This is a genomic window from Nonomuraea sp. NPDC052265 (assembly GCF_044547985.1).
In the GTDB taxonomy this organism is placed as follows: domain Bacteria; phylum Actinomycetota; class Actinomycetes; order Streptosporangiales; family Streptosporangiaceae; genus Nonomuraea.
This window is the reverse complement of the sequence record NZ_JBIUBJ010000002.1, coordinates 796,581-817,782: the sequence shown is the minus strand read 5'-3', so window position 1 is coordinate 817,782 and position 21,202 is coordinate 796,581. Positions and strand designations below refer to the sequence as shown.

Here is a 21,202-nt window from a genome sequence, read left to right as displayed (position 1 = left end):
CACGAAAATCATTGTCATCTCTGGGGATTCGCGGGTATGGACCCGTCATGCGCATTCTGGTCACAGGAGCCACCGGCACCCTCGGCAGCGCCCTGGTGCCCGTCCTGCTCAAGGCGGGACATCGGGTACGGGCGCTCAGCCGTACCCGGCACGAGAGCCGCGGGGGCGTGGAGTGGGTGTGGGGCGATCTGGCCTCGGGCAAGGGCGTCGCGGAGGCCGTACGGCAGATCGAGGCCGTCGCACATCTGGCCACCGGCGGCCGGCAGGCACGCGCCCAGGTGGACCTGGCCGGCACCCGCACGCTGACCGCGGCGGCCCGCGCGGCCGGGGCCGCGCACCTGCTGCTGCCCTCGGTCGCCGGCGCGGACCGCGCGCCCGGCCACCGGCACAAGCTGGCGGCCGAGCGGCTGGTCAGGGAGAGCGGCATGGCCTGGACGGTCGTCCGCGCCACCCCGTTCCACCAGTCGGTCGACCGGCTGCTGCGCGACCTGGCCGCGCTGCCCGTGCTGCCCGTGGACCGCACGCTGCTCTGGCAGCCGGTGCACGTGAACGACGTCGCGGGCCGCCTGGCCGCGCTGCTGGCCGGCGGCCCGGCCTGCGACGTCCTGGAGTACGGCGGCCCGCAGGTGCTCGGTGGCGAGGAGCTGACCAGGATCTGGCTCGACGCCCGCCACCTGCGCCGCCTGTGCCTGCCGGTGCGCTTCCCTGGCAAGCTGGCCGCCGCTCAGCGCGCGGGCGCGTTCACCACCGAGGCCGATCCCAAGGGCCGGATCACCTGGCACGACTACCTGTTCCCGCCGCCGCCCGTGCCCTCGGACGACTTCGCCGAGGAGCACACCGCCTCGCCGACCAGCCCCGCCACCCAGCCCGAGCGCGACCCGTCCCGGCACGTCTACGGCGGCGACGAGGGTTACCAGCGGCCGACTCGCGGCTGAGGCCGGTTACCGATTCGTTAGGCACCCCCCTCTTGCTGGGCTTTCTCCGGCGTCGGTACGGTCACTGAACAACTTGTTCAGCCTGACCGATCGAGGGGTTCGATGACGGACCTGGGCACCCGCATCCGGGTCTACCGCGGCATGCGCGGCATGACCGTGCGCGCGCTGGCCGGCGAGGCCAAGGCGAGCCCGAGCTTCATCAGCCAGCTCGAACGCGGCCAGACCAGCGCGAGCATCGGCATGCTGCGCAGGATCGCCTCGGCGCTCGGCATCACGGTGGCCGACCTGTTCAACGAGGACGACGAGCCCGCCCACCGCGTGGTGCGCCGCGCCGGGCGTCCCGAGCTGGCCACCGGGCCGGGCACCCGCAAGTTCCTGATCTCCCAGCGCCCGCTGCGCACCCTGGAGATGTACGCCGGGGAGTTCGACCCGGGCTCCTCCACCGGCGACGAGCCGTACACGCACGGCGACTCGCAGGAGATCTTCCTCGTGCTGCGCGGCAGCCTCACGCTCTGGCTGGGCCCCGCCGGGTCCGCCGTCGCGCACCCGATGGGGCCCGGCGACAGCGTGGAGTACCGCACGTCGGTCCCGCACCGGGTGGTCAACGACGGCGACGAGACCGCCGAGGTGCTCTGGGTGATCAGCCCGCCCACCCCGTCCGCCGGGGACAGAGCGGATGGGGACACAGCGGACGGGGAAACAGCGGACGGGCAAGCAGCAGCCGTGGAGGCAGAACAGTCATGACAGGCATCCCGCTCACCGACGACTTCGCCAACGGGGGCGTCTCGTTCTGGTACCGGCAGATCGGCCTGCCCGCCAGGCGGCCGTCGCTGCCCGGCTCCCGCGAGTACGACGTGGCGATCGTCGGCGGCGGCTACACCGGCCTGTGGACGGCGTACTACCTGAAGAAGGCCCAGCCCGACCTGCGGGTCGCGATCCTGGAGAAGGAGTTCGCCGGGTTCGGGGCCTCCGGGCGCAACGGCGGCTGGCTGTCGGCCGAGTTCGCCGGCTCGCGCGAGCGGCACGCCAAGGCCCGCGGCCGGCAGGCCATGATCGACCTCCAGCACGCCATGTTCCGCGCGGTGGACGAGGTCATCGACGTCACCCGCGCCGAGGGCATCGACGCCGACGTGCACAAGGGCGGTCTCGTGCACGTGGCCACCAACCCGGCCCAGCGGCGCCGGCTCCGCGAGGAGGTCGCCGACCTGCGCTCCTGGGGGTACGGCGAGGACGACATGCGGCTGATGGACCGCGACGAGCAGCGCGAACGCCTCCAGGTGGCGGGCACGCTGGAGGCCGCGTACTCGCCGCACTGCGCCCGCGTGCAGCCGGCCAAGCTCGCCGTCGGGCTGGCCTCGGCCGTCGCGGCGCTGGGCGTGGACGTCTTCGAGGGCACGACGGTGACCGAGATCCGGCCGCGCGAGGGCGGCGGCAAGGCGACCGCGCACACGCCGCTCGGCGTCGTCTCGGCCGACTACGTCATCCGCGCCACGGAGGGCTTCACCGCCTCCCTGGCCGGGCAGCACCGGCAGTGGCTGCCGATGAACAGCTCCATGATCGTCACCGAGCCGCTGCCCGCCGAGGTGTGGAAGCACATCGGCTGGGCCGGGCACGAGCTGCTCGGCGACCAGGCCCACGCCTACGTCTACGCCCAGCGCACGGCCGACGACAGGATCGCGATCGGCGGGCGGGGGGTGCCGTACCGGTTCGGGTCGCGTACCGACCGGCGGGGGGCCACCCAGGCGCGGACGGTGGCGCTGCTGTGGCGGATGCTGGTGAAGCTCTTCCCGGCGGCGGCCGACGCGCGGGTGCAGCACTCGTGGTGCGGGGTGCTCGGCGTGCCGCGCGACTGGTGCTCGACCGTGCACCTCGACCACGCGAGCGGGCTGGGCTGGGCCGGCGGGTACGTCGGCAGCGGCGTCACCACCACGAACCTGGCCGGGCGCACGCTGCGCGACCTGGTGCTGCGGCACGACACCGAGCTGACGGCGCTGCCGTGGGTGGGGCGGCAGGTGCGGCAGTGGGAGCCGGAGCCGCTGCGGTGGGCGGGCGTGCAGCTCATCTACACGCTGTTCCGGGCCGCCGACCGCCACGAGAACGACCGCGGCACCGGCACGTCGCTGTACGCCCGCCTCGGCAACCTCGTCTCGGGCCGCTGACCCGCCCCCATCGGCACGCTCGCCCGGGACCGGCCGCTCACCCCCGACCCGCCCCCTGACCGGCGCGGCGCCCCCGGCGCGCCGGTCAGGGGGCGCCGGTGCCCTGCCAGGGGTCGTAGTCGACCTCCAGCGGCTCCTGCCCCGGCCGCTCGCCCTCCGGCACGTGCTGGAGGTTGACCCGGATCCGGTACCACACGCTGCTGCGCCCGCGCATGCCGTCGACCAGCACGTCGGCGGGCTCCAGCAGGGCCGCGACCTCGGGGTGGCGGGCCTTCCAGCGGTCGAGCCCCGCCAGGGCCTCCTCCTTGTGCTGGGCCCTGGCGATCTCGATGACCGGCACGGTCTGCTGCCTGCGCCCGCTGCCCTTGGGCGGCTTGGGCGCGGGCCCGAGCTCCTCGGCCAGCTCCAGCAGCCCGTCGAGCGACCCGGCGTGCAGATCCATGTCCTCCCACGGGTCGCCGACCTCGGCCAGCCGCTTCGGCACGGTGTCGAGCGTGAACGTCTCCGGCCGGCAGCCGGGCACCTCGTCCCAGCTCAGCGGCGTGGACACGCGGGCGTCGGGCACCGCGCGCACCGAGTACGCCGAGGCGACCGTGCGGTCGTAGGCGTTCTGGTTGAAGTCGACGAACACGCCGTGGCGCTCCTCCTTCCACCACCGGCTGGTCGCCAGGTCGGGGGCCCGCCGCTCGACCTCGCGCGCCACGGTCTCGGCCGCCTTGCGCACCTGGGCGAACGGCCACCGCCGCTCGATCCGGGCATAGACATGGAACCCGCGCGACCCGGACGTCTTGGGCCAGGCGACCAGCCCGTGGTCGGCCAGCACCTCCCGCGCCACCTGCGCGGTCGCCAGCACGTCGGCCCACGCGACGCCGGGCACGGGATCGAGGTCGATGCGCAGTTCGTCGGGCCTGGCCAGGTCGTCGGCGCGCACCGGATGGGGGTTGAGGTCGACGCACCCCAGGTTGACCACCCACAGCAACTGCGCCAGATCGGTGCAGACCACCTCTTCCGCGCTCAGCCCGGACCGGTAGCGCAGCTCGGCGACCTCGATCCAGTCGGGCCGCTTGGCCGGCGCGCGCTTCTGGAAGAACGCCTCCTGCTCGATGCCGTGGACGAACCGCTTGAGCACCATCGGCCGCCCGTGCACGCCGCGCAGCGCCGCCTCGCCCACCGACTGGTAGAACCGGATCAGGTCGAGCTTGGTGTGGCCGGACTGCGGGAAGACCACCTTGCCGGGACTGGTGATGCGGACGGCGCGCCCCGCGACCTCGATGTCAGGCATGAGATCACAGTACGCGGCGGGTCCGACAGTCAGCCGGGACGCCACCCCCTGCCGCGCGCCTCCCAGGACGTCGGCCCGAGCCCCAGGCGGCGCTGCCCGTCCCCATGACGATGGGCCGGCCGGCGGCGGGCAGCAGCCGTTCAGGCCGTCGCCGGCACGGGGCTCAAGTCAATCCCCATTCCCACGCAAGTGGGACGACGCATCATTGATCACATGAACGAACTGAGGAACATGGCGACCGGCCCCGTACTGCTTCCCGGGGACGACGGCTTCGACCAGGCGCGCCGCCCCTGGAACCTGGCGGTGGACCAGCCGGTGCGCGCGGTGGTCGAGGCGGCCGACGCCGACGACGTGGCCGCCGTGATCGGCTACGCCCGCCTGCACGGCCTGGCGGTGACCGCGCAGCCCGGCGGCCACGGCGCGTCGGGCGACACCGAGGGGACGATCCTGCTGCGTACCGGCCGCCTGGGCGGGGTGGAGATCCGCGACGGGGTCGCGCGCGTCGGCGCGGGCGTGAAGTGGGGCGAGGTGCTGGCCGCCGCGAGCCCGCTCGGGCTGACCGGCCTGGCGGGCAGCTCGCCGGTGGTGAGCGTGACCGGCTACACGCTGGGCGGCGGTCTGAGCTGGTTCAGCCGCAAGTACGGCTTCGCCGCCGACAGCGTGCGCGCCTTCGAGGCCGTGGACGCCGAGGGCGGCCGGGTCAGGGTGACCGCCGAGCGCGACCCCGAGCTGTTCTGGGCCCTGCGCGGCGGCGGCGGCGACTTCGCGATCGTGACGGCGCTGGAGTTCGGCCTGCACCCCGCGCCCTTCCTGTACGGCGGCCGGATCATCTGGCCGGCCGACCGCGCCGAGCAGGTCATGGCGGCCTTCCGCGAGGTCACCGCCGACGCGCCGGAGGAGTTGTCGGTCTGGTTCCAGCTCCTCACGCCGCCCGGCGCCCCCGGCTTCGTCATGGTCGACTGCACCTACCTGGGGGCCGACCCGGGGACGCTGCTGCGCCCGCTGGAGGCCGTGGGCGGGGCGATCGCCGACACCAGGCGGCGGCTGCCGGTGGCCGAGCTGGCCTCGATCTGCGACGAGCCGGTCGACCCGAGCCCGGGCATGGGCCACACCGAGTTGCTGACCAGGCTGGACGACGAGGTCGCCGGCGTGCTGGCCGGGGAGCCGATCGAGCCGCTGCTTGCGGTGCAGGTCCGGCACCTGGGCGGCGCGGTGGCCAGGCCGGTCGAGGGCGGGGGCGCGGTGGAGCGGCTGCCGGAGCCGTACCTCGTGCACGCACTGGGCCTGCCGTCGCCGGAGGTGTCGGAGCGGATGGAGCGGCTGGGCAAGGTGCTGGTGCCGTTCAGCAGCGGACGGCGGCCGTACACGATGCTGCACGGCGGGGAGCAGGCGGCGGCGGCGTTCTCGCCCGAGACGCTGGCCCGGCTGCGCGACCTCAAGCGCGCCCGCGACCCGCTCAGCGTCATCAGGTCCAACTTCCCGGTGCTCGGCTGACCGGGCCCGATGAGCCCGGGAGCGGCGGGTGGCGGGCTAGGTGAGGTCGCCGTGGCGGCCGGCGCCGGCGGCGAACCTGGCGGCGCCCGCCGCCGCGCCGGGCAGCGAGACCAGCCCGTGACGCAGCTCGTTGCGCATGGCCTCCTCCTCCGGGAGGCCGTGCTGTTCCAGCAGCGACATGCGGTCGCCGCGCAGGCACGCCTGCGGGAACGCGGCGATCCGCGCGGCCAGCTCCTCGGCGTGCCGCCGGGCGGTGCCGGTGGGCACCAGGCGGTTGACCAGGCCCATGCCGAGGGCCTCCGGCGCGTCCACGGCGCGGCCGGTGAGGATCAGGTCCATGGCGCGGGAGGCGCCGATGAGCCGGGGCAGCCGGACCGTGCCGCCGTCGATCAGCGGCACGCCCCAGCGGCGGCAGAAGACGCCGAACACCGCGTCCTCCTCGGCCACCCGCAGGTCGCACCAGAGGGCGAGCTCCAGCCCGCCGGCCACGGCGTGCCCGGCGACGGCGGCGATCACCGGCTTGGACAGGCGCATCCTGGTCGGCCCCATCGGGCCGTCGCCGTCCTCGCCGACGCGGTTGTCCAGCGCCTTGAGGTCGGCCCCCGCGCAGAACGTGCCGCCCTCGCCCCACAACACCGCCACGGCCGCGTCGGAGCGCTCGAAGTCGCCGAACGCGTCCGCGAGCGCGCCGGCGGTCCTCCTGTCCACCGCGTTGCGCGCCTCCGGCCTGCTGATCACGACGGTCGTGACGGGCCCCTCGCGCTCGACGCGTACGGTCATGCGACCCTCCTCGGGGAAACCTGCCGAGCGTGCTCTCAGCCGATGGCCCCGGCCAGCAGCACGTCGAAGTGGTCGGCGGCCGGGGCGTCGAGGCCGCGCAGCGGGCCGCGGTCGGCCAGGTGCGCCTCGGCGTACAGGCGGGCGACCAGGGCCTTGCGCCCGTCGTCGAGCCCCCAGCCGGCCTGGTCCTCCAGCAGGGCGGCGGCGTAGACGTCGGCCATGAACTGGGCCAGCGGGTAGAGGCGCTCCTCGGCGAGCGCCGGGTCGAGCCCGTGCCAGGCCTCGACGGCCTTGGACAGGTCGTCGATCCGCGCGTTCACCAGGTCGGAGGTGGCCAGCGCGCGCAGGCGGGCCAGGAAGGGCACGTGGGCCTCCTCGCGGAGCACGGCGCGGCGCACGTCCAGGCACAGGATGTTGTCGCCTCCCTCCCAGATCGGGTTGACCTGGGCGTCGCGCAGCAGCCTGGCCACCGGCCACTGCTCGATGTAGCCGTTGCCGCCGTGCACCTCGATCGCGTCGCTGGCCGCCGTCAGGCCGAGCCGGGCGGCGCGCAGCTTGATCAGCGCGGGGCCGAGCCGCAGCCGGGGGCCGACCAGGCCGTCGAACGCCATCGCCTGGGCGGCCTCGACCTCGACGATCAGCTCGGCGAGCTTGCGGCGCATCAGGGGCTGGTCGATGAGCGGGCGGCCGAACGCCTCGCGCGAACGCGCGTAGCAGACCGACTCGACCAGCGCCCGTCTGGCCACGCCGACGCCCATCATGGCGACGCCCAGCCGGGAGGCGTTGGTGAGCTTCATCATCGTCCCGAGCCCGGAGCCAGAGCCCTGGCCGGCCAGCAGGAACGCCTCCGCCCCGGTGAACTCGACCTCGGCCGAGGCGACCGAGCGGGTGCCCAGCTTGTCCTTCAGGCGCCGGATGCGCACGCCGTTGCGCGAGCCGTCGCGCCGCTCCCACAGTGCCAGGAACGGCGCCACCGCGCCGTCGGGCGTCCGGGCGAGCACCACGAACGCCGACCCGTTGGCGTTGGAGGCGAACCACTTGAACCCGGTCAGCCGCCACGCCTCCCCGTCGGGCTCGGCCCACGCCTCCAGGGCGGCCAGGTCGGACCCGCCGGTGCGTTCGGTGAACATCTGAGCGGCCTCGCCGGAGTAGTAGCCGTCGGCGAAGATCTCCCGGACCCGGTCGCGTACGTCCGGCGGCGCGTGCTTCTCAGCCAGCGAGACCACCATGTCCCCGCCGGTGCCGAGCGCGCAGCCCATCCCGATGTCGGCCTGGTCGAGCAGGTACGTCCAGGCCGCCGCCAGCGCGGACGGGTCGGCCCCGTTCGCCCGTGCCTCCTCGGCGAACGACGGCGAGGTGAAGTTGTCCTCCATGAGCGCCGCGCGGGCGGCCTCGAAGGACGGCGGCATGACGACCCGGCTGACGTCCCTGCCCCACTTGTCGTACTTCTCCAGGCGGGGCGGGTTGCGGTCGGTCTCCTCGGCGCACTCGGCGACCAGCCCGCCCATCAGCGCGCCGAGCCGTTCCAGGCGGGGCTCGGCCCAGGCGAAGCCGTCGCCGAGGTGGCGCCGCATGAGCAGGCGCAGCGTGGGGTCGCAGGTCCACCAGTTGCGCCCGGCCGCCCCCTGGTAGCGCTCGGTGGCGTAGCGGTCGCTGTGGTCGAAAGGTTCGATGAGATACCGGCCCATACTCGCGAGTGTTACATATAATCAACACGCGATGGAAGACCGTAACACCTCACTCAGCGCCCGGTCGGCGGTCCTGAGCGCGCTGCTGGGCAGCCACCCGCCGCGGCTGCCGGTCCGCCACCTGGTGCGCATCGGCGCGCTGTTCGGCATCGCCGAGGGCACGGTCCGGGTGGCGCTGTCGCGCATGGTGGCGGCCGGCGACCTGACGCAGCAGGGTGGCCGCTACACGCTGTCCGAACGGCTCGTCGAGCGCCAGGCCCGGCAGGACGAGAGCCGCGACCCGCACACCAGGCCGTGGGACGGCACGTGGGAGGTGGCGGTGGTCACCGCCGAACGGCGCGCCCCGGCCGACCGGGCGGCGTTCCGGCACACGATGTCCGCGCTGCGCATGGGCGAGCTGCGCGAGGGCACCTGGCTGCGTCCGGCGAACTTGGTGCGCGAGTGGCCCGAGACCGTCGCCGCGCAGTGCACGCTGATCGACGGCCGCCCGCACGGCGACCCCACCCCGCTGCTGTGGGACCTCGACGGCTGGGCGGCCGAGGCGCACCGGCTGGAGCGGGCGCTCGACCGGGCCGACGGGCTGGCCGAGGGCTTCCTGGTCTCGGCCGCCGTGCTGCGCCACCTGCTGGCCGACCCGCTGCTGCCCGCCGAACTGCTGCCCGAGGGCTGGCCGGGAGCCGCCCTGCGGGCCCGCTACGACGACTTCGACCGCCGCTACCGCGAGGTCCTGCGCGCGCACATGGAGGGCTGAACCCCCACGCGGGCCCCCGCGCGGGTCCCCGAGCGGGTCAGAGCGCGACGCCGAAGACGATGCGCTTGTTCCGGAACTCGGTGACGCTCCACAGCTTGCCGCCGCGCACCGTCAGGTCCTCGGGCCCGATGGGGTAGGGCCTGGTCAGCAGCTTGTCACCGCTGTGGACGAGCAGCCTGCCGTTGGTGTTGCCGTCGGCCGCCTGGCTCAGGTACCACTTGCCGCCCCAGGAGACCGCCCCCTGGATCTTGGGGTGGCCCATGACGAAGGCGTCCTTGGGCGTGCCGTCGGCCAGGGGCAGGTTCCAGCGGGCGACCCACCCGCCGGGGTCGTTCTCCCGGTACTCGCCCGAGACCAGCGCGGGCGTGCCGCCGCTGCGGTCGACCGACAGGAACGAGAAGTGCGGCCCGCGGCGCGCGAGCTTCCAGGAGTCGGTCTGCGGGAGCAGGTAGCGGTAGCCGAAGGCGTGGAACCGGCCGCCGGAGCGCCCGACGCGCGTGGGGTCGCCCAGGTCGCTCTGGGCGGTGCGCAGGTCGAGCAGGTTGCCCAGGTCGAAGACGCGCAGGCCGTCGTAGGTGTCGGCGACGTAGAGCAGGTCGCCGTGGCAGGCCAGGCCGCCCGCGTGCACGTCGATCGGCCCGTACGAGCCGTCGGGCCCGGCCTCGACCAGCAGCGCGTGCTGGTACTTCAGCGTCCGGGGGCTCAGGAACGACACCCTGATCCCCCGCTCGCCCGCCGGCGGCTTGAAGTACCAGCTCACCAGGAGCACCGGCACGCCGATGGCGCCGGACTCCTCGCCGCAGGTCACGCCCTGCGGGTACCAGTCGACGGTGTCCTGGTCCTTGCCGTCGAAGGCGTACCAGTCCGACGGCCTGGGCTGCATCGAGCCCAGCGCCGCCGTGGCGCCCTTGCGGACGGCGGTCCTGTTGGCGTGGGCCAGCAGGGCCTCGACCCCGGTCGCGCCGATCTCCTCGGCCAGCTTCGCCGCGCCCTCGGCCAGGGTCCCCGTGGCCCGCGTTAACGCGTAGGGCGCCTTGTCCGCCGGAACCATCCCCGTCGCCGCCATATCTGCCTCACTTCGTCCGTCTCTCGGAGTAGTTTGACGGACGCGCGACGGCATTTGTTGGCGTTCAGTCCCACAGGTGCACCGGCAGGCCCGACAGGGCCAGCTCCCGGTAGCGGCGCACGAGCCGTTCCCGGTCGCCGCCGAAGCGCGCCAGCGCCTCGCGCTGCCAGACCGCGCCGGTGCGCCGCAGCCGGGTGCGCTGGGCGATGACGTCCAGGGCGGTGTCGGCGTCGTGCGGGGTCACCCCGGCCGCCAGCAGCGCGGCCCGCGCCTCGGGCAGCAGCCTGAGCACCAGGTCGGCGGCCTCGAACTCGCCGTCCAGCCCCGGCCAGGACAGCTTGGCCTCCAGCCCGTCCTGGGCGGCGCGGTAGAAGTTCTGGTACGCCTCGGCGAACCGGTAGCCGGTCAGGTCCCGCTCGGCCTGCGAGAGCGTCAGCCCCAGCAGGAACGCCGTGTTCGCGGTCATGTCCGCGCACGAGGGCCCGGCGGGCAGCGCGCGCATCTCGACCCGCAGGTGGCCGCCGTCGGCCGGGTCGTAGACGGGCCGGTTCCACTGCCAGATCGTGCCCTGGTGCAGCCGCAGCTCGGGCACCTCGTGCGGCTCGGCGTCGTCGGACATGTCGGGCACGATCGGCTCGTAGTCGCGCACGTACCGTTCGAACAGCTCGTGCGCGCCCTCCCGCACCCAGTCCGAGCCGAACGTGACCCGCCCGTCCCTGCGCCCGCGCCGCTCCACGTCGCGGTCGTCGGCGGCCTCCTCCATCAGCGCGATCCGCGTCTCCGCCCAGAGCTGCCTGCCCAGGAAGAACGGCGAGTTGCCGCACGCGGCCAGCACCGGCCCGATGGCGAGCTGGGCGGCGTTGAACAGCCGGGCGAAGCGGTCGGGCGGCGTGCGGATGTGCACCTGCCAGGAGGTGTTGGCGCTCTCCAGGATCACGTCCTCCACCGACAGCTCCAGGTCCTCGATCTTGACGAGGAACGGTTCCAGCCGCAGCCGCCTGATGCCCCTGCTCATGGCCCGGTAGCGGTTCTGGTCGCTCATCGCGCCGAGGGTGAAGTCCTCGGCGTCCAGCGTGGGCAGGATGCCGATCGGCAGCGCGCCGCCGTCCTCGACGGCGGCGTCCACCTTGGTCACCGTCTCCTGGATCTCGGCCCCCATGCGCTCGAAGGGCGCGCCCGCCAGCGGCATCGGGGTGAGGTTGACCTCTATGTTGAAGCGGCCCAGTTCGAGCACGACGCGCGGGTCGCCGAGCTTGTCCCGCACCTCGTCGTTGCGCGGCAGCGGCCGTCCCCGCCGGTCGATGAGGAACAGCTCCAGCTCGGCCCCGATCGTGGCCGGCCCCTGGCCGAAGCCAGGGGTTTCGAGCAGCTCGCGAAGCGTGCCGAGCTGCTCCTGGATGCGTTCTCCGAAGCGCGCGTACTCCGCCTCGGAGAACCGCTCTTTATCCAGATCTCGTCCCATCGCCCCCTTCTGTCCAGTACGCAGGTGTCCACACCTCACCAGCCGATCGGTCCGGCGTCCTCCAGGTAGGCGCCGGTCGGGCCGTCGGCGTCCAGGGTGGCCAGCCGTACGGCGACGGCCGCGCCCTGCTCGGCGGTGCGGAAGCCGGTGTGCCCGTTGAGGTCGGTGGCGCAGTAGCCGGGGTTGGCGGCGTTCACCTTGATGGGGGTGTCCATCAGCTCCTTGGCGTAGCAGACGGTGATCATGTTGAGCGCGGTCTTGGAGGAGTTGTAGGCGGCGAAGTTGGCGTCCCAGTACGGGCTGCCCGGCATGAGCGCCAGGCTGATCGAGCCCAGCTCGCTGGACATGTTCACGATCCGGCCCGCCGGCGACCTGCGCAGCAGCGGCAGCATGGCGTTGGTCACGGTGACCACGCCGAACACGTTCGTCTCGTAGACGTCCCTGAACGCCTGCGCGTCGCCGGCGCTCGGGACGCCCACGCCGCCGGCGACGCCCGCGTTGTTGACCAGGATGTCGAGCGAGCCGTACTCGGCCTCGATCCACTTGGCGGCGGCGGCCACGCTCGCCTCGTCGGTCACGTCGATCCGCACGTACGGCAGGCCCAGCCGTCCGGCGGCGGCCCGCCCGCGCTCCTCGTCGCGGGCTCCCACGATCGCGGTGATCCCCCGCTCCGACAGCAGCCGCGCGATCTCGTGGCCGATCCCCTTGTTGGCGCCCGTGATGAGGGCAGTCGTCGTCATGGCTCAACGTTCTCCCAGGTCGGAGGGGGCGCGGGAGAGACCCGCGGAAGCTGGGATCGGCGGTACCACCTTCGCGGGCCCGCTCGCCTGCCCCCAGGACGGAAGATGGAGGCATGAACCGCGACGAACTGGCCGGCTTCCTGCGCAGCAGACGCGCCCGCGTCACCCCGTCCGACGTGGGCCTGCCCGGCGGCGAGCGCCGCCGCACGCCGGGCCTGCGCCGGCAGGAGGTGGCCCAGCTCGCCGGGATGTCGATCGACTACTACATCCGGCTGGAGCAGGGCAGGGGCCCGCACCCGTCGCGCCAGGTGCTCGGCGCGCTCGGCCGGGCGCTCATGCTCGACCAGGACGAGCGCGCCCACCTGTTCCGGCTGGCCGGCCAGGCGCTGGAGACGCCCCGGATCAGGCAGGACGTGCCCGCGAGCATCCTGCACCTGCTCGCCTTCCTGGAGGAGGTCCCCGCCTACGTCCTGGACGCCCGCTACGACCTGCGCGCCTGGAACCCGCTGGCCGGCATGCTCATGGGCGACCTGGACTCCCTGCCGCCCGACGGGCGCAACGTGATCCGCTGGGTGTTCATGTCGCCCGGCATCGCCGAGCACCTCTCCGACGAGGAGAAGAGCCGCTTCGCCCGCGCCTCGGTCGCCGACCTGCGCGTGGCCGCCGGGCGCTACCCCGACGACCGGGCGCTCCAGGCGCTGGTGGCGGAGATGCTGGCGCTCAGCCCCGAGTTCGCCGAGCTGTGGGCCAGGCACGAGGTCGAGGTGCGCAGGGAGCAGCGCAAGCAGGTCACCCATCCGGCCGTCGGCACGATCGACGCCATCTGCCAGGTGCTGCCGGTGCCCGACCGCGACGACCTCCGGCTGGTGCTCTACACCACCGAACCCGGCTCGCCCTCCCACCAGGCCTTGCGCGACCTGCGGCGACTCACTCTAAGCTCATGAGATGCGAGCGGTTGCCTTTGACATCTTCGGTGGGGAGCTCGACCTGCGCGAGCTCCCCGATCCCACCCCCGCGCCCGGCGGGGCGGTGATCAGGGTCGAGGCGACCGGTCTGTGCCGCTCCGACTGGCACGGCTGGCAGGGGCACGACCCCGACATCAAGGTCTTCCCGCACGTGCCCGGCCACGAGCTGGCGGGCGTGATCGAGGCCGTCGGCCCCGACGTGCGCGGCTGGCTGCCGGGGGCGCGGGTGACCGTGCCGTTCGTCTGCGCCTGCGGCACCTGTGCGGCCTGCGCGACGGGCGAGCAGCAGGTGTGCGAGCGGCAGACCCAGCCGGGCTTCACCCACTGGGGCTCCTTCGCCGAGTACGTCGCCGTCGACCACGCCGACGTCAACCTCGTCCCGATCCCCGAGGAGATGGCCTACGCCACCGCCGCCGGGCTCGGCTGCCGCTTCGCCACCGCCTTCCGGGCGGTCGTCCAGGTGGGCGAGGCGCGTCCGGGCGAGTGGGTGGCGGTGCACGGTTGCGGCGGCGTCGGGCTGTCGGCCGTGATGATCGCGGCGGCGTCCGGGGCGCGGGTGGTGGCCGTGGACATCAGCACCGACGCGCTGCAACTGGCCGAGCTGGCCGGGGCCACGCACTTCGTCAACGGCTCGGCCGGCGACGCGGCGGCCCAGGTCAGGGAGCTGACCAGGGGCGGCGCGCACGTCTCGCTCGACGCGCTGGGCAGCCCGCGCACCTGCGCGGCCTCGGTCGAGAGCCTGCGCAGGCGGGGGCGGCACGTCCAGGTCGGCCTGCTGCCGGGCGGGCCGACGCCGGTGCCGATGGACCGCGTGATCGGCCACGAGCTGCGGCTGCTCGGCAGCCACGGCATGGCCGCGCACGCCTACCCGCCCATGCTGGAGCTGATCAGGGCCGGGATCCTGCACCCCGACCAGCTCGTCACCCGGACGATCGGCCTGGCCGACGCGGGCAAGGCGCTGGCCTCGATCGGCTCGGTGCCGGGCGTGACGATGATCGTGCCCCGTCCCGGGCCGTGAGCGCCGGTCTCACTCCTCCAGCTGCACGCCGAGCGTCCTGAGCACCAGCGCCAGCATGGCGTAGTGCGCGACGAGGACGACCAGCTCGATCCTGCTCACCTCGTCGTAGCGGTCGCACAGGGCCGCCCAGGTGGCGTCGGTGAGGTCGCCCGCGTAGTGGAGGTCGTCGGCGACCTGTAGCACCAGGCGGTCCTCGACCGGCCACAGGGCGTCGAGCTGGCGGACCGACTCGATCTCCACGTCCGTCAGGCCCACCTCGCGGGCGATACGGGCGTGGTGGGCCCACTCGTACGCGCTGCCGCTGTGGAAGGCGGTGCGCAGGATGGCCAGCTCGCGGTCGCGGGCCGGGAGCGTGCCGTTCAGCAGGGCGCCGCCGAAGCGCAACCAGCCCTCGTAGACCGCGGGGTGCCGGCCCAGCGTCGTGAACACGTTCTGGGGGTTCGCCTGCTGAAAGTCGTCCCATTCCGCGGGAGGCAGGGGCTTCACTCGAGGCTTCATGGCCATGAGCATTCCCCAAATGAGCGCCCACTTGCGACCGACGGCTTTACCCTCACTTAAGGGAACTTTCCACAGTGCGGGCAATACGTCAGGATTAAGGCGCCCGCAGGACGTTGCAAGCCTGGTCGACCGCAAGGATCCCATGGTGATTCGAACGTTGCTCGCTGAGGACATGCACCTGGTACGAGGGGCGCTCGTGGCGCTGCTGGCCTACGAGGAGGACATCGAGGTCGTCGCCGAGGTCGAGCGGGGGGACCATATCCTGGCCGCCGCCCAGTCGTGCCGTCCGGACGTGGCGGTGCTGGACATCGCCCTGCCGGGCATGGACGGGCTCGCCGCCGCCGGCGAACTGCACGACAAGCTGCCCGGCTGCGGCGTGCTCATCCTGACCGGCGTCGGCACCCCCGGACTGCTGAAGCGGGCGCTGGAGGTGCACGTACGGGGGTTCATGGCCAAGGACGCGCCCCCGGAGCGGCTGGCCGACGCGATCCGCCGGGTGGCCGACGGCGAGCGGGTCATCGACTCGGAGCTGGCCATCGCGGCCATGCGCCCGCCGGAGCCGCCGCTCACCCCCCGCGAGCTGGACGTGATCGGCGCGGCGGCCGACGGCGCCTCCATCGGGGAGATCGCCGCGTCGCTGTTCCTGGCCGAGGGAACGGTCCGGAACTACCTGTGCCGGACGACGGCCAAGCTGGGCGCGCGCAGCCGCATCGACGCCATCCGCATCGCCCGCGAGTCCGGCTGGATCTGACCTGCCGGCCGCCGCCTCCCGCCGCCCGGTCAGGGCCGGGTGTGGGCGGCCAGGAAGGCCAGGACGTCGGCGGCCAGGGCGATGGACCGGCTGACGGCGCGGGCACCGTGGCCGACGTCGCGCTCGTGGCGCAGCAGCACCGGACGGGAGCCGTCGCCGGCCCACTGCATGGCCGCGCACATCTTGCGGGCGTGCATCGGGTCCACGCGGGTGTCGGCGGCCGAGACCGTGAACAGCGTCGCCGGGTGGTCCGCGCCCCGGCGGACGTGGTGGTAGGGCGAGTAGGCCAGCAGCCAGGCCAGGTGCTCGGGGTCGTCGGGGTCGCCGTACTCGCCGGTCCAGGACGGCCCGAGGCCGCTGCGGTGGTAGCGGGCCATGTCCAGCAACCCGGCCGAGCAGACGGCGGCGGCGAACAGGTCGGGGCGCTGGGTGACGGCCGCGCCGACGAGCAGGCCGCCGTTCGACTCGCCCCAGATGCCGAGCTGCTCCGGAGTCGTCCAGCCGTCGGCGACCAGCTTCTCGGCCGCGGCGACGAAGTCGTCGAAGACGTTCTGCTTGCGTTCCAGCATGCCGTCCCGGTGCCAGGACTCGCCCTCCTCGCCGCCGCCGCGCAGGTTCGCGATGGCCAGCACGCCGCCCGACTCCACCCAGGCCAGCGAGTCGGCCGCGTAGCCGGGCATGAGGGGGATGCCGAAGCCGCCGTAGCCGTTGAGTATCGCCGGGCGGGGGCCCGATCCGGAGGAGAGCGCGACCACGACCATGCGCACGCGGGTGCCGTCGGCCGAGGTGTACTCGACGTGGTGGCTCTTCACGTCGGGCAGCGCCACGCGGCCGGGCGGGGCGGCCCACAGGGTGCTGGCGCCGGTGCGGGCGTCGTAGCGCCAGATCTCGGCGGGGGTGACGGCGTCGGTGTAGGTGAACCAGGCCTCGTGGCCGCCCTCGGGGCGGGAGGTGAGCGAGGCGATCGAGCCGCTGCCGGGCAGGGGCACCTCGCCCAGCCGCTCCCCCGTCCTGGCGTCGTGCACGGCGATCTCGCCGACCGCGTGGCGGGTCCTGGAGACCAGCAGGCGGTCGCCGTCCAGCAGGGTGAACGCGCCGAGCACCGCCCGGGGGTCCTCGGGGACCAGCTCGCGCCACACCTCCGGCTCGGCCGGGTCGGCCACGCACAACCGGCGCCGGGGGGCGTTGCGGTCGGTGAGCAGGTACAGGCGGCCGTCGGAGGCCACCGCGCCCGCCGTGCGCACGTGGGCCCCCTCCTGCACGGCCCGCAGCTCCGGCCGGTGCGGGTCGCCCTCGGCCAGGTCCGCCAGCCAGAGCGAGTTGCCGGCCGTGCCGCCCGCGGAGATCGTCAGCCAGCGGCCGTCCGCGCTGAGCTGCACCCCGTACGAGACCGGTCCCCCGGTCAGCACGGGGACGTCGTCGGGGACGCCGAGCCGGTGCAGGTGCACGCCCTCGTGGAAGCGCACGTAGTAGAAGCCCTCGCCGCCGGGCAGCCAGGCGACCGGCGAGTAGCGGCAGCCGCCGATGGGGCCGTCCACGAGCTTGCCGGTGTCGATCTCCTCGACGTACAGGTCGGCCTTCTCGTCGCCGCTGCGCGAGAGCTGGTAGGCGACCAGGCGGCCCGACGGGTCGGGCTGCCAGTCGTCCAGCGTGGTCAGGCCGGTGGGGTCGCGGTCGGCCGGGTTCAGGAAGGGCCGGTCGTCGCAGTAGAGGACCGGGTGCTCCTGGCAGCCGGTCTGGCGCAGGTGGAAGCGCCGGCCGCCGCGCCACACGGGCGGGGTGACCAGGCCCGTGACGCTCAGCTCGGTGAGCCTGGCCAGGAAGCGGTCGCGGTCCGGCAGGCGCGCGGCGGCCTCGCGCCACAGCCGGTCCTGCGCGGCCAGCCACTCCTCGGTACGCGGGTCGTGGGCGTCCTCCAGCCACCGGTACGGGTCGGGGACGTCGCGCCCGTGGAGGCGGTCGGTGACCGGTTGACGTTCGGCGGGCGGGTACTCGTCTGGAAATGTCATGACACGGGCTCCGGTTGCCAGTGGCCGGCCAGGTCGGCGTACAGGGGCGAGACCCGGATCAGCTCGTCGTGCGTGCCGATCGTGATCCGGGGACCGTCCATGAGCAGGACGCGGCGGGCGCGCAGCGCGGAGGTGAGGCGGTGCGCGACCACGATGAGCGTGCCGCCCCTGGCCGCGAAGGCGTTCTCGGCCAGGGCTTCGGCGGCGGGGTCCAGGTGACAGGTGGCCTCGTCCAGGATGATCAGCGGGGCCTCGGTCAGGTGGGCGCGGACGAGGGCGACGAGCTGGCGCTGCCCGGCCGACAGCGCCGCCGGGTCCAGCGTGGCGTCGTACCCGCCCAGGCTCTCGACCAGGCCGCCGGCGCCCAGGGCGGCCACGGCCTCGTCCAGGCGACCGGACCCGGGCACGAGGTAGTCGAGGTTGTCGCGCAGCGTGCCGCGGAAGACGTACGCCTCCTGGGGGATCAGCACGCGGACGGCGGGGTCGGCCCGGTCGGCGGGGACGCCGCCGATCAGCACCTCCCCCTCGCCGGGCGGCAGGATGCCGCTGAGCAGGGCGGCGAGCGTGGACTTGCCAGCGCCGCTCGGGCCCACGACGGCCAGGTGCTCGCCCTCGGGGACGGTGAGGTCGAGGCGGTCCAGGACGGGCGCGGAGTGCGGGCCGTAGGAGAAGGTGACCGACCGCAGCGCGACGGCGGCGCAGGCCGGGCGGACCTTGGGCGCAGCGGGCGGCGGGGGCGGCGCCGCGGCGGCGATGCGGCGCAGCGTGGCCGCGAGCCGCACGCCGCTCACCCCGAGCCCCTGGACGAGCCCGCCGAGCGCGGGGGCCAGCGACTGGGTGACGTAGGCGAGCGCACCGACGATCACGCCGGGCCCGGCGCCGCCGTCGAGCAGCCAAGGGGTGCCGGCGAGCAGCAGGACGACGGGCAGCCGGCCGCCGACGGCCAGCGCGGCGGTGCGCACCGAGGTCACCCTGGCCAGCGCGCGGGCGGCGTCGCGCTGCGCGCCGACCTGGCGGGCCAGCCGCTCGTCCTCGCGGCCGGCCAGGCCGCACGCCTCGATGTCGCGCAGCCCGGCGGCCGTCGCGGTCATCGACCGGGCCAGCTCCTCGTCGGCCAGCAGGAACGCGCGCTGCCGCCGGGCCAGCGCGGGCAGCGAGGCCAGGAAGAACGCGAGCCCGGCCGCGAACGGCGGCAGCACCAGCACGAGCGTGCCCGGCGCCAGCGTCAGCAGCCCCAGCACCACGCTGACCAGCGTGAACGCGAACCCTCTGACCGTGGTGACGACGGCGGCGAAGGCGTCCCTGGCCAGCTCGACCTGGAGCCCGGCCCGTGCGGTGGCGGCGCTGTCGGGCCGCTCGGCGAGCGGGCGGCGCAGCGCTCCCTGCACCACCCGCGTCAGGAGGTCGTCGCGGAACGGCTCGGCCACGGCGGCCACGGCCAGCACCACCTGGCGGGCGCCGACGGCGGAGACCAGCCACACCAGGCCGAGCACCGCCAGCCAGGCCAGCCCGGTCAGCGGCCTGGCGCGGGCGAAGCCGTCCTCGATGGCGCGGGCGACGGCGTGCCCGACGAGGAAGGCGGGCGCGGCCTCCAGCACCGACCAGAGCAGGATCGCGACCAGCCGCCGGGGCTCGCGGACGAGCGCCCGCCAGAACCCGGCGGGAGCGCCGGGGGCCGCCGGGGCGTCGGGAGCCTGAGGGCCGTCGGGGGCCGCGGGGGCGTCCGGGGCCGGGGTCATGAGGGGCCCTCCTGGAAGACGGCGCGGTAGGCGGGGTCGCGCCACAGGACGTCGTGGGGGCCGGCGGCGCGCACCCGGCCCTCGTCGAGCCAGACGACCTGGTCGGCGCGGGCGGCGGTGGCCAGGCGGTGGGCGGTGATCAGGCGGGTGCGGCCCCTGGGGTCGCCGGTGAGCGCCCGGCTGACCTCGCGTTCGGTGACGGTGTCCAGGCTGGAGGTGGCGTCGTCGAGCACCAGCAGCCGCTCCCCCCGCGCGAACGCCCTGGCCAGGCCGAGCCGCTGCCGCTCGCCGCCGGACATGGGGGTCTCGGCCAGCGGCGTGTCGTAACCGGCGGGCAGTCGGCGGACGAACCCGTCGGCGCGCGCCGCCATGGCGGCCTCCCGTCCCGCCTGGGAGCCGGGGACGGCGCAGATCGCCTCGCCCACGGTGTCGCCGACCAGGACCGGCCGCTCGAAGGCGTAGCCGATGGCCGCGCGCAGGCCGTCGCGGGTCAGCTCCCGCAGCGGGACGCCGTCGAGCAGCACGTCCCCGCGTTCGGGGTCGGTCAGCCGGCCGGCGAGCGCGGCCAGCAGGGACTTGCCGGAGCCCGACCGTCCCACCACGGCGGTGACCGTGCCGCCGGGGATCGTCAGGTCGCCCACCGTGAGGCCGTTGGCGGCGGCGTCGCGGAACTCGACCGTGCCGGGGCCCGGCGGGAGCGCGCGCGTGCCGTAGGAGACCGGGAGCAGGGCCAGGACGTCGGCCACGCGGGCGGCGGCGGCCCGCGCCCTGGCCAGGCCGCCGATGTGGCCGAGCGAGGTGCTGAGGGCGGCGCCGAGAGCGGCGTAGCGGGCGGCGGCGTACAGGTCGCCGACGGACAGCCGCCCGGCGGCCAGCATGAGCCCGCCGGCGGCCAGCACGACGACCTCCAGCAACGGGATCATCAGCCCCGACCGCACCCCGGCGGCGGCGTTCGCGCGCCACAGGGCCATGCCGTGCGCGCGCAGCCGGGGCAGGGGCGCCAGCACGCGCCGGGCCTCCTGACCGGCGGTCCCGGCGGCGGCGATGGTCCGGGCGCCGTCGAGCGCGTCCACGAGGCGGGCCGCGATCTCGCCCTGGACCTCCTGGTAGCCGCCGGAGATGGCGGTCGTGGCACGCAGGAAGGCCCGCAGGACGAACACGATGACGACGATGCCGGCCCCGAGGGCGAGGGTCAGCAGCGGATGGATGAGGGTGAGCGCGACCAGGGCGCCGACGGTCGGCACCAGCAGGGCCAGGGCGCCGGTGACCGTCTCGGGGGCCCGGCCGGCCTCCTCGGCGTTCAGCCCGGCCCGGGTGACGAGGTCGCCCTCGGGGAAGCGGCGGGTGGCGGCCCGGCCGACGCCGAGCACGTGCCGCAGCACGCCGAGCCGCAGCCGGGCGGACGCGTACGCGCTGCTCGCCCCCCTGGCCCAGCCGCCGAGGCTCTCGCAGAGCACCACCACGGCGATCACGCCCGCGCACAGCGCCAGGGCGGTGGCGGCGCCCGGCGCGCGGGCGAGGAGCAGGTCGAGCGTGCGGCCGACGAGGTACGGGACGGCCAGCTCACCGGCCGCGCCGGCGACCGCGGTGACCGCCAGCACGGCGGGCCACGGGCCGCAGCGCCGTACGGCGTCCGTCACCAGGCGGTCTCCCGGTCCCACCTGCCGGCCTCCTTCAGACTCGGGAGGTCCCCGCGCCACCACGAAACGGCGCGGGGACCCCTGTCAGCTATCAGTGGCAGAGAGCGACACTGAGGTTGCTCGGGTGACCCGAGTGACACGTGAGAGCAGTGAGCGAGCTGCCGCCGCTGGCCACGTCGCCGGCCGCGGGAGCCTCCAGACCCTGCAGGTCGAGAAGAACCATGT

19 protein-coding genes are annotated in these 21,202 nt (G+C 74.6%); 8 read left to right on the top strand and 11 right to left on the bottom strand.

From position 1 onward, the window contains the following. The first annotated feature begins 47 nt into the window (after positions 1 to 47). The 3 genes from ACIHAD_RS08950 (at position 48) to ACIHAD_RS08940 (ending at position 3,094) form a co-directional block, all read left to right on the top strand. On the top strand, positions 48 to 935 hold the full coding sequence (locus tag ACIHAD_RS08950; RefSeq protein WP_397353775.1) for an SDR family oxidoreductase: 888 nt from the start codon (positions 48 to 50) through the stop codon (positions 933 to 935). A 102-nt stretch (positions 936 to 1,037) separates the two neighbouring features. After that, positions 1,038 to 1,679 (top strand): helix-turn-helix domain-containing protein, encoded by a 642-nt coding sequence (locus ACIHAD_RS08945; protein ID WP_397353774.1) that lies wholly within the window; start codon positions 1,038 to 1,040, stop codon positions 1,677 to 1,679. Continuing rightward, on the top strand, positions 1,676 to 3,094 hold the full coding sequence (locus tag ACIHAD_RS08940) for an NAD(P)/FAD-dependent oxidoreductase (RefSeq protein ID WP_397353773.1): 1,419 nt from the start codon (positions 1,676 to 1,678) through the stop codon (positions 3,092 to 3,094). The genes ACIHAD_RS08945 and ACIHAD_RS08940 overlap by 4 nt, the downstream gene beginning before the upstream one ends. Positions 3,095 to 3,179: 85 nt before the next feature. Here ACIHAD_RS08940 and ligD read toward each other — a convergent pair whose 3' ends face one another. Further along, a complete protein-coding gene (gene ligD, locus ACIHAD_RS08935; protein WP_397353772.1) occupies positions 3,180 to 4,376 on the bottom strand; it encodes a non-homologous end-joining DNA ligase in 1,197 nt (398 codons plus the stop codon). Positions 4,377 to 4,589: 213 nt separating this feature from the next. On the opposite strand from ligD, the gene ACIHAD_RS08930 reads away from it, so the two are divergent. Next, positions 4,590 to 5,870 (top strand): FAD-binding oxidoreductase, encoded by a 1,281-nt coding sequence (locus ACIHAD_RS08930; protein WP_397353771.1) that lies wholly within the window; start codon positions 4,590 to 4,592, stop codon positions 5,868 to 5,870. A gap of 36 nt (positions 5,871 to 5,906) precedes the next feature. Here ACIHAD_RS08930 and ACIHAD_RS08925 read toward each other — a convergent pair whose 3' ends face one another. Beyond that, the gene (locus ACIHAD_RS08925) at positions 5,907 to 6,650 is read right to left on the bottom strand and encodes a crotonase/enoyl-CoA hydratase family protein (protein WP_397353770.1); all 744 of its coding nucleotides are present in this window, start codon (positions 6,648 to 6,650) and stop codon (positions 5,907 to 5,909) included. Positions 6,651 to 6,685: 35 nt separating this feature from the next. Then, complete coding sequence (locus tag ACIHAD_RS08920; RefSeq protein ID WP_397353769.1) at positions 6,686 to 8,338, bottom strand: acyl-CoA dehydrogenase family protein; 1,653 nt, start codon at positions 8,336 to 8,338, stop codon at positions 6,686 to 6,688. A 31-nt stretch (positions 8,339 to 8,369) separates the two neighbouring features. On the opposite strand from ACIHAD_RS08920, the gene ACIHAD_RS08915 reads away from it, so the two are divergent. Next, on the top strand, positions 8,370 to 9,089 hold the full coding sequence (locus tag ACIHAD_RS08915; RefSeq protein ID WP_397353768.1) for a PaaX family transcriptional regulator C-terminal domain-containing protein: 720 nt from the start codon (positions 8,370 to 8,372) through the stop codon (positions 9,087 to 9,089). 37 nt (positions 9,090 to 9,126) lie between these two features. Here the strand turns inward: ACIHAD_RS08915 and ACIHAD_RS08910 are convergent, their stop codons facing one another. From ACIHAD_RS08910 to ACIHAD_RS08900, 3 genes are all read right to left on the bottom strand, one after another. Further along, on the bottom strand, positions 9,127 to 10,155 hold the full coding sequence (locus ACIHAD_RS08910; protein WP_397353767.1) for a hypothetical protein: 1,029 nt from the start codon (positions 10,153 to 10,155) through the stop codon (positions 9,127 to 9,129). Positions 10,156 to 10,219: 64 nt separating this feature from the next. Continuing rightward, positions 10,220 to 11,617, bottom strand: a complete 1,398-nt coding sequence (locus tag ACIHAD_RS08905; protein ID WP_397353766.1) for a glutamate--cysteine ligase — start codon at positions 11,615 to 11,617, stop codon at positions 10,220 to 10,222. Positions 11,618 to 11,652: 35 nt separating this feature from the next. Beyond that, positions 11,653 to 12,357: an SDR family oxidoreductase gene (locus tag ACIHAD_RS08900; protein WP_397353765.1), complete on the bottom strand. Its 705-nt coding sequence runs from the start codon at positions 12,355 to 12,357 to the stop codon at positions 11,653 to 11,655. Positions 12,358 to 12,470: 113 nt separating this feature from the next. Here ACIHAD_RS08900 and ACIHAD_RS08895 point away from each other — a divergent pair, with 113 nt between their 5' ends. Then, a complete protein-coding gene (locus ACIHAD_RS08895) occupies positions 12,471 to 13,301 on the top strand; it encodes a helix-turn-helix transcriptional regulator (RefSeq protein WP_397353764.1) in 831 nt (276 codons plus the stop codon). Between the two features lies 1 nt (position 13,302). Further along, the gene (locus ACIHAD_RS08890) at positions 13,303 to 14,340 is read left to right on the top strand and encodes a zinc-dependent alcohol dehydrogenase family protein (protein ID WP_397353763.1); all 1,038 of its coding nucleotides are present in this window, start codon (positions 13,303 to 13,305) and stop codon (positions 14,338 to 14,340) included. Positions 14,341 to 14,349: 9 nt separating this feature from the next. Here the strand turns inward: ACIHAD_RS08890 and ACIHAD_RS08885 are convergent, their stop codons facing one another. Next, positions 14,350 to 14,826, bottom strand: a complete 477-nt coding sequence (locus ACIHAD_RS08885; protein WP_397353762.1) for a carboxymuconolactone decarboxylase family protein — start codon at positions 14,824 to 14,826, stop codon at positions 14,350 to 14,352. Between the two features lie 154 nt (positions 14,827 to 14,980). Between ACIHAD_RS08885 and ACIHAD_RS08880 the strand changes: the two genes are divergently transcribed. After that, positions 14,981 to 15,589, top strand: coding sequence for a response regulator (locus ACIHAD_RS08880; RefSeq protein WP_397353761.1), 609 nt, complete (start codon positions 14,981 to 14,983; stop codon positions 15,587 to 15,589). A gap of 29 nt (positions 15,590 to 15,618) precedes the next feature. Here the strand turns inward: ACIHAD_RS08880 and ACIHAD_RS08875 are convergent, their stop codons facing one another. The 4 genes from ACIHAD_RS08875 to ACIHAD_RS08860 form a co-directional block, all read right to left on the bottom strand. After that, positions 15,619 to 17,598, bottom strand: coding sequence for a prolyl oligopeptidase family protein (locus tag ACIHAD_RS08875; protein ID WP_397353760.1), 1,980 nt, complete (start codon positions 17,596 to 17,598; stop codon positions 15,619 to 15,621). Then, complete coding sequence (locus ACIHAD_RS08870) at positions 17,595 to 19,337, bottom strand: ATP-binding cassette domain-containing protein (protein ID WP_397353759.1); 1,743 nt, start codon at positions 19,335 to 19,337, stop codon at positions 17,595 to 17,597. Before ACIHAD_RS08870 ends, ACIHAD_RS08875 begins: the two co-directional genes overlap by 4 nt. Beyond that, on the bottom strand, positions 19,334 to 20,998 hold the full coding sequence (locus ACIHAD_RS08865; protein WP_397353758.1) for an ABC transporter ATP-binding protein: 1,665 nt from the start codon (positions 20,996 to 20,998) through the stop codon (positions 19,334 to 19,336). Before ACIHAD_RS08865 ends, ACIHAD_RS08870 begins: the two co-directional genes overlap by 4 nt. A 70-nt stretch (positions 20,999 to 21,068) precedes the next feature. Then, positions 21,069 to 21,200 carry a SapB/AmfS family lanthipeptide gene (locus ACIHAD_RS08860; RefSeq protein WP_397353757.1) on the bottom strand — a complete coding sequence of 44 codons (132 nt, stop codon included), beginning with the start codon at positions 21,198 to 21,200 and terminating at the stop codon, positions 21,069 to 21,071. Positions 21,201 to 21,202 lie beyond the last annotated feature (2 nt).

Excerpts from the sequence above, each read along its gene's own strand:
- ACIHAD_RS08950 (WP_397353775.1), top strand. The coding sequence starts at position 48 with ATGCGCATTCTGGTCACAGGAGCCACCGGCACCCTCGGCAGCGCCCTG.
- ACIHAD_RS08945 (WP_397353774.1), top strand. The coding sequence starts at position 1,038 with ATGACGGACCTGGGCACCCGCATCCGGGTCTACCGCGGCATGCGCGGC.
- ACIHAD_RS08940 (WP_397353773.1), top strand. The coding sequence starts at position 1,676 with ATGACAGGCATCCCGCTCACCGACGACTTCGCCAACGGGGGCGTCTCG.
- ligD (WP_397353772.1), bottom strand. The coding sequence starts at position 4,376 with ATGCCTGACATCGAGGTCGCGGGGCGCGCCGTCCGCATCACCAGTCCC.
- ACIHAD_RS08930 (WP_397353771.1), top strand. The coding sequence starts at position 4,590 with ATGAACGAACTGAGGAACATGGCGACCGGCCCCGTACTGCTTCCCGGG.
- ACIHAD_RS08925 (WP_397353770.1), bottom strand. The coding sequence starts at position 6,650 with ATGACCGTACGCGTCGAGCGCGAGGGGCCCGTCACGACCGTCGTGATC.
- ACIHAD_RS08920 (WP_397353769.1), bottom strand. The coding sequence starts at position 8,338 with ATGGGCCGGTATCTCATCGAACCTTTCGACCACAGCGACCGCTACGCC.
- ACIHAD_RS08915 (WP_397353768.1), top strand. The coding sequence starts at position 8,370 with ATGGAAGACCGTAACACCTCACTCAGCGCCCGGTCGGCGGTCCTGAGC.
- ACIHAD_RS08910 (WP_397353767.1), bottom strand. The coding sequence starts at position 10,155 with ATGGCGGCGACGGGGATGGTTCCGGCGGACAAGGCGCCCTACGCGTTA.
- ACIHAD_RS08905 (WP_397353766.1), bottom strand. The coding sequence starts at position 11,617 with ATGGGACGAGATCTGGATAAAGAGCGGTTCTCCGAGGCGGAGTACGCG.
- ACIHAD_RS08900 (WP_397353765.1), bottom strand. The coding sequence starts at position 12,357 with ATGACGACGACTGCCCTCATCACGGGCGCCAACAAGGGGATCGGCCAC.
- ACIHAD_RS08895 (WP_397353764.1), top strand. The coding sequence starts at position 12,471 with ATGAACCGCGACGAACTGGCCGGCTTCCTGCGCAGCAGACGCGCCCGC.
- ACIHAD_RS08890 (WP_397353763.1), top strand. The coding sequence starts at position 13,303 with ATGCGAGCGGTTGCCTTTGACATCTTCGGTGGGGAGCTCGACCTGCGC.
- ACIHAD_RS08880 (WP_397353761.1), top strand. The coding sequence starts at position 14,981 with ATGGTGATTCGAACGTTGCTCGCTGAGGACATGCACCTGGTACGAGGG.
- ACIHAD_RS08875 (WP_397353760.1), bottom strand. The coding sequence starts at position 17,598 with ATGACATTTCCAGACGAGTACCCGCCCGCCGAACGTCAACCGGTCACC.
- ACIHAD_RS08870 (WP_397353759.1), bottom strand. The coding sequence starts at position 19,337 with ATGACCCCGGCCCCGGACGCCCCCGCGGCCCCCGACGGCCCTCAGGCT.
- ACIHAD_RS08860 (WP_397353757.1), bottom strand. The coding sequence starts at position 21,200 with ATGGTTCTTCTCGACCTGCAGGGTCTGGAGGCTCCCGCGGCCGGCGAC.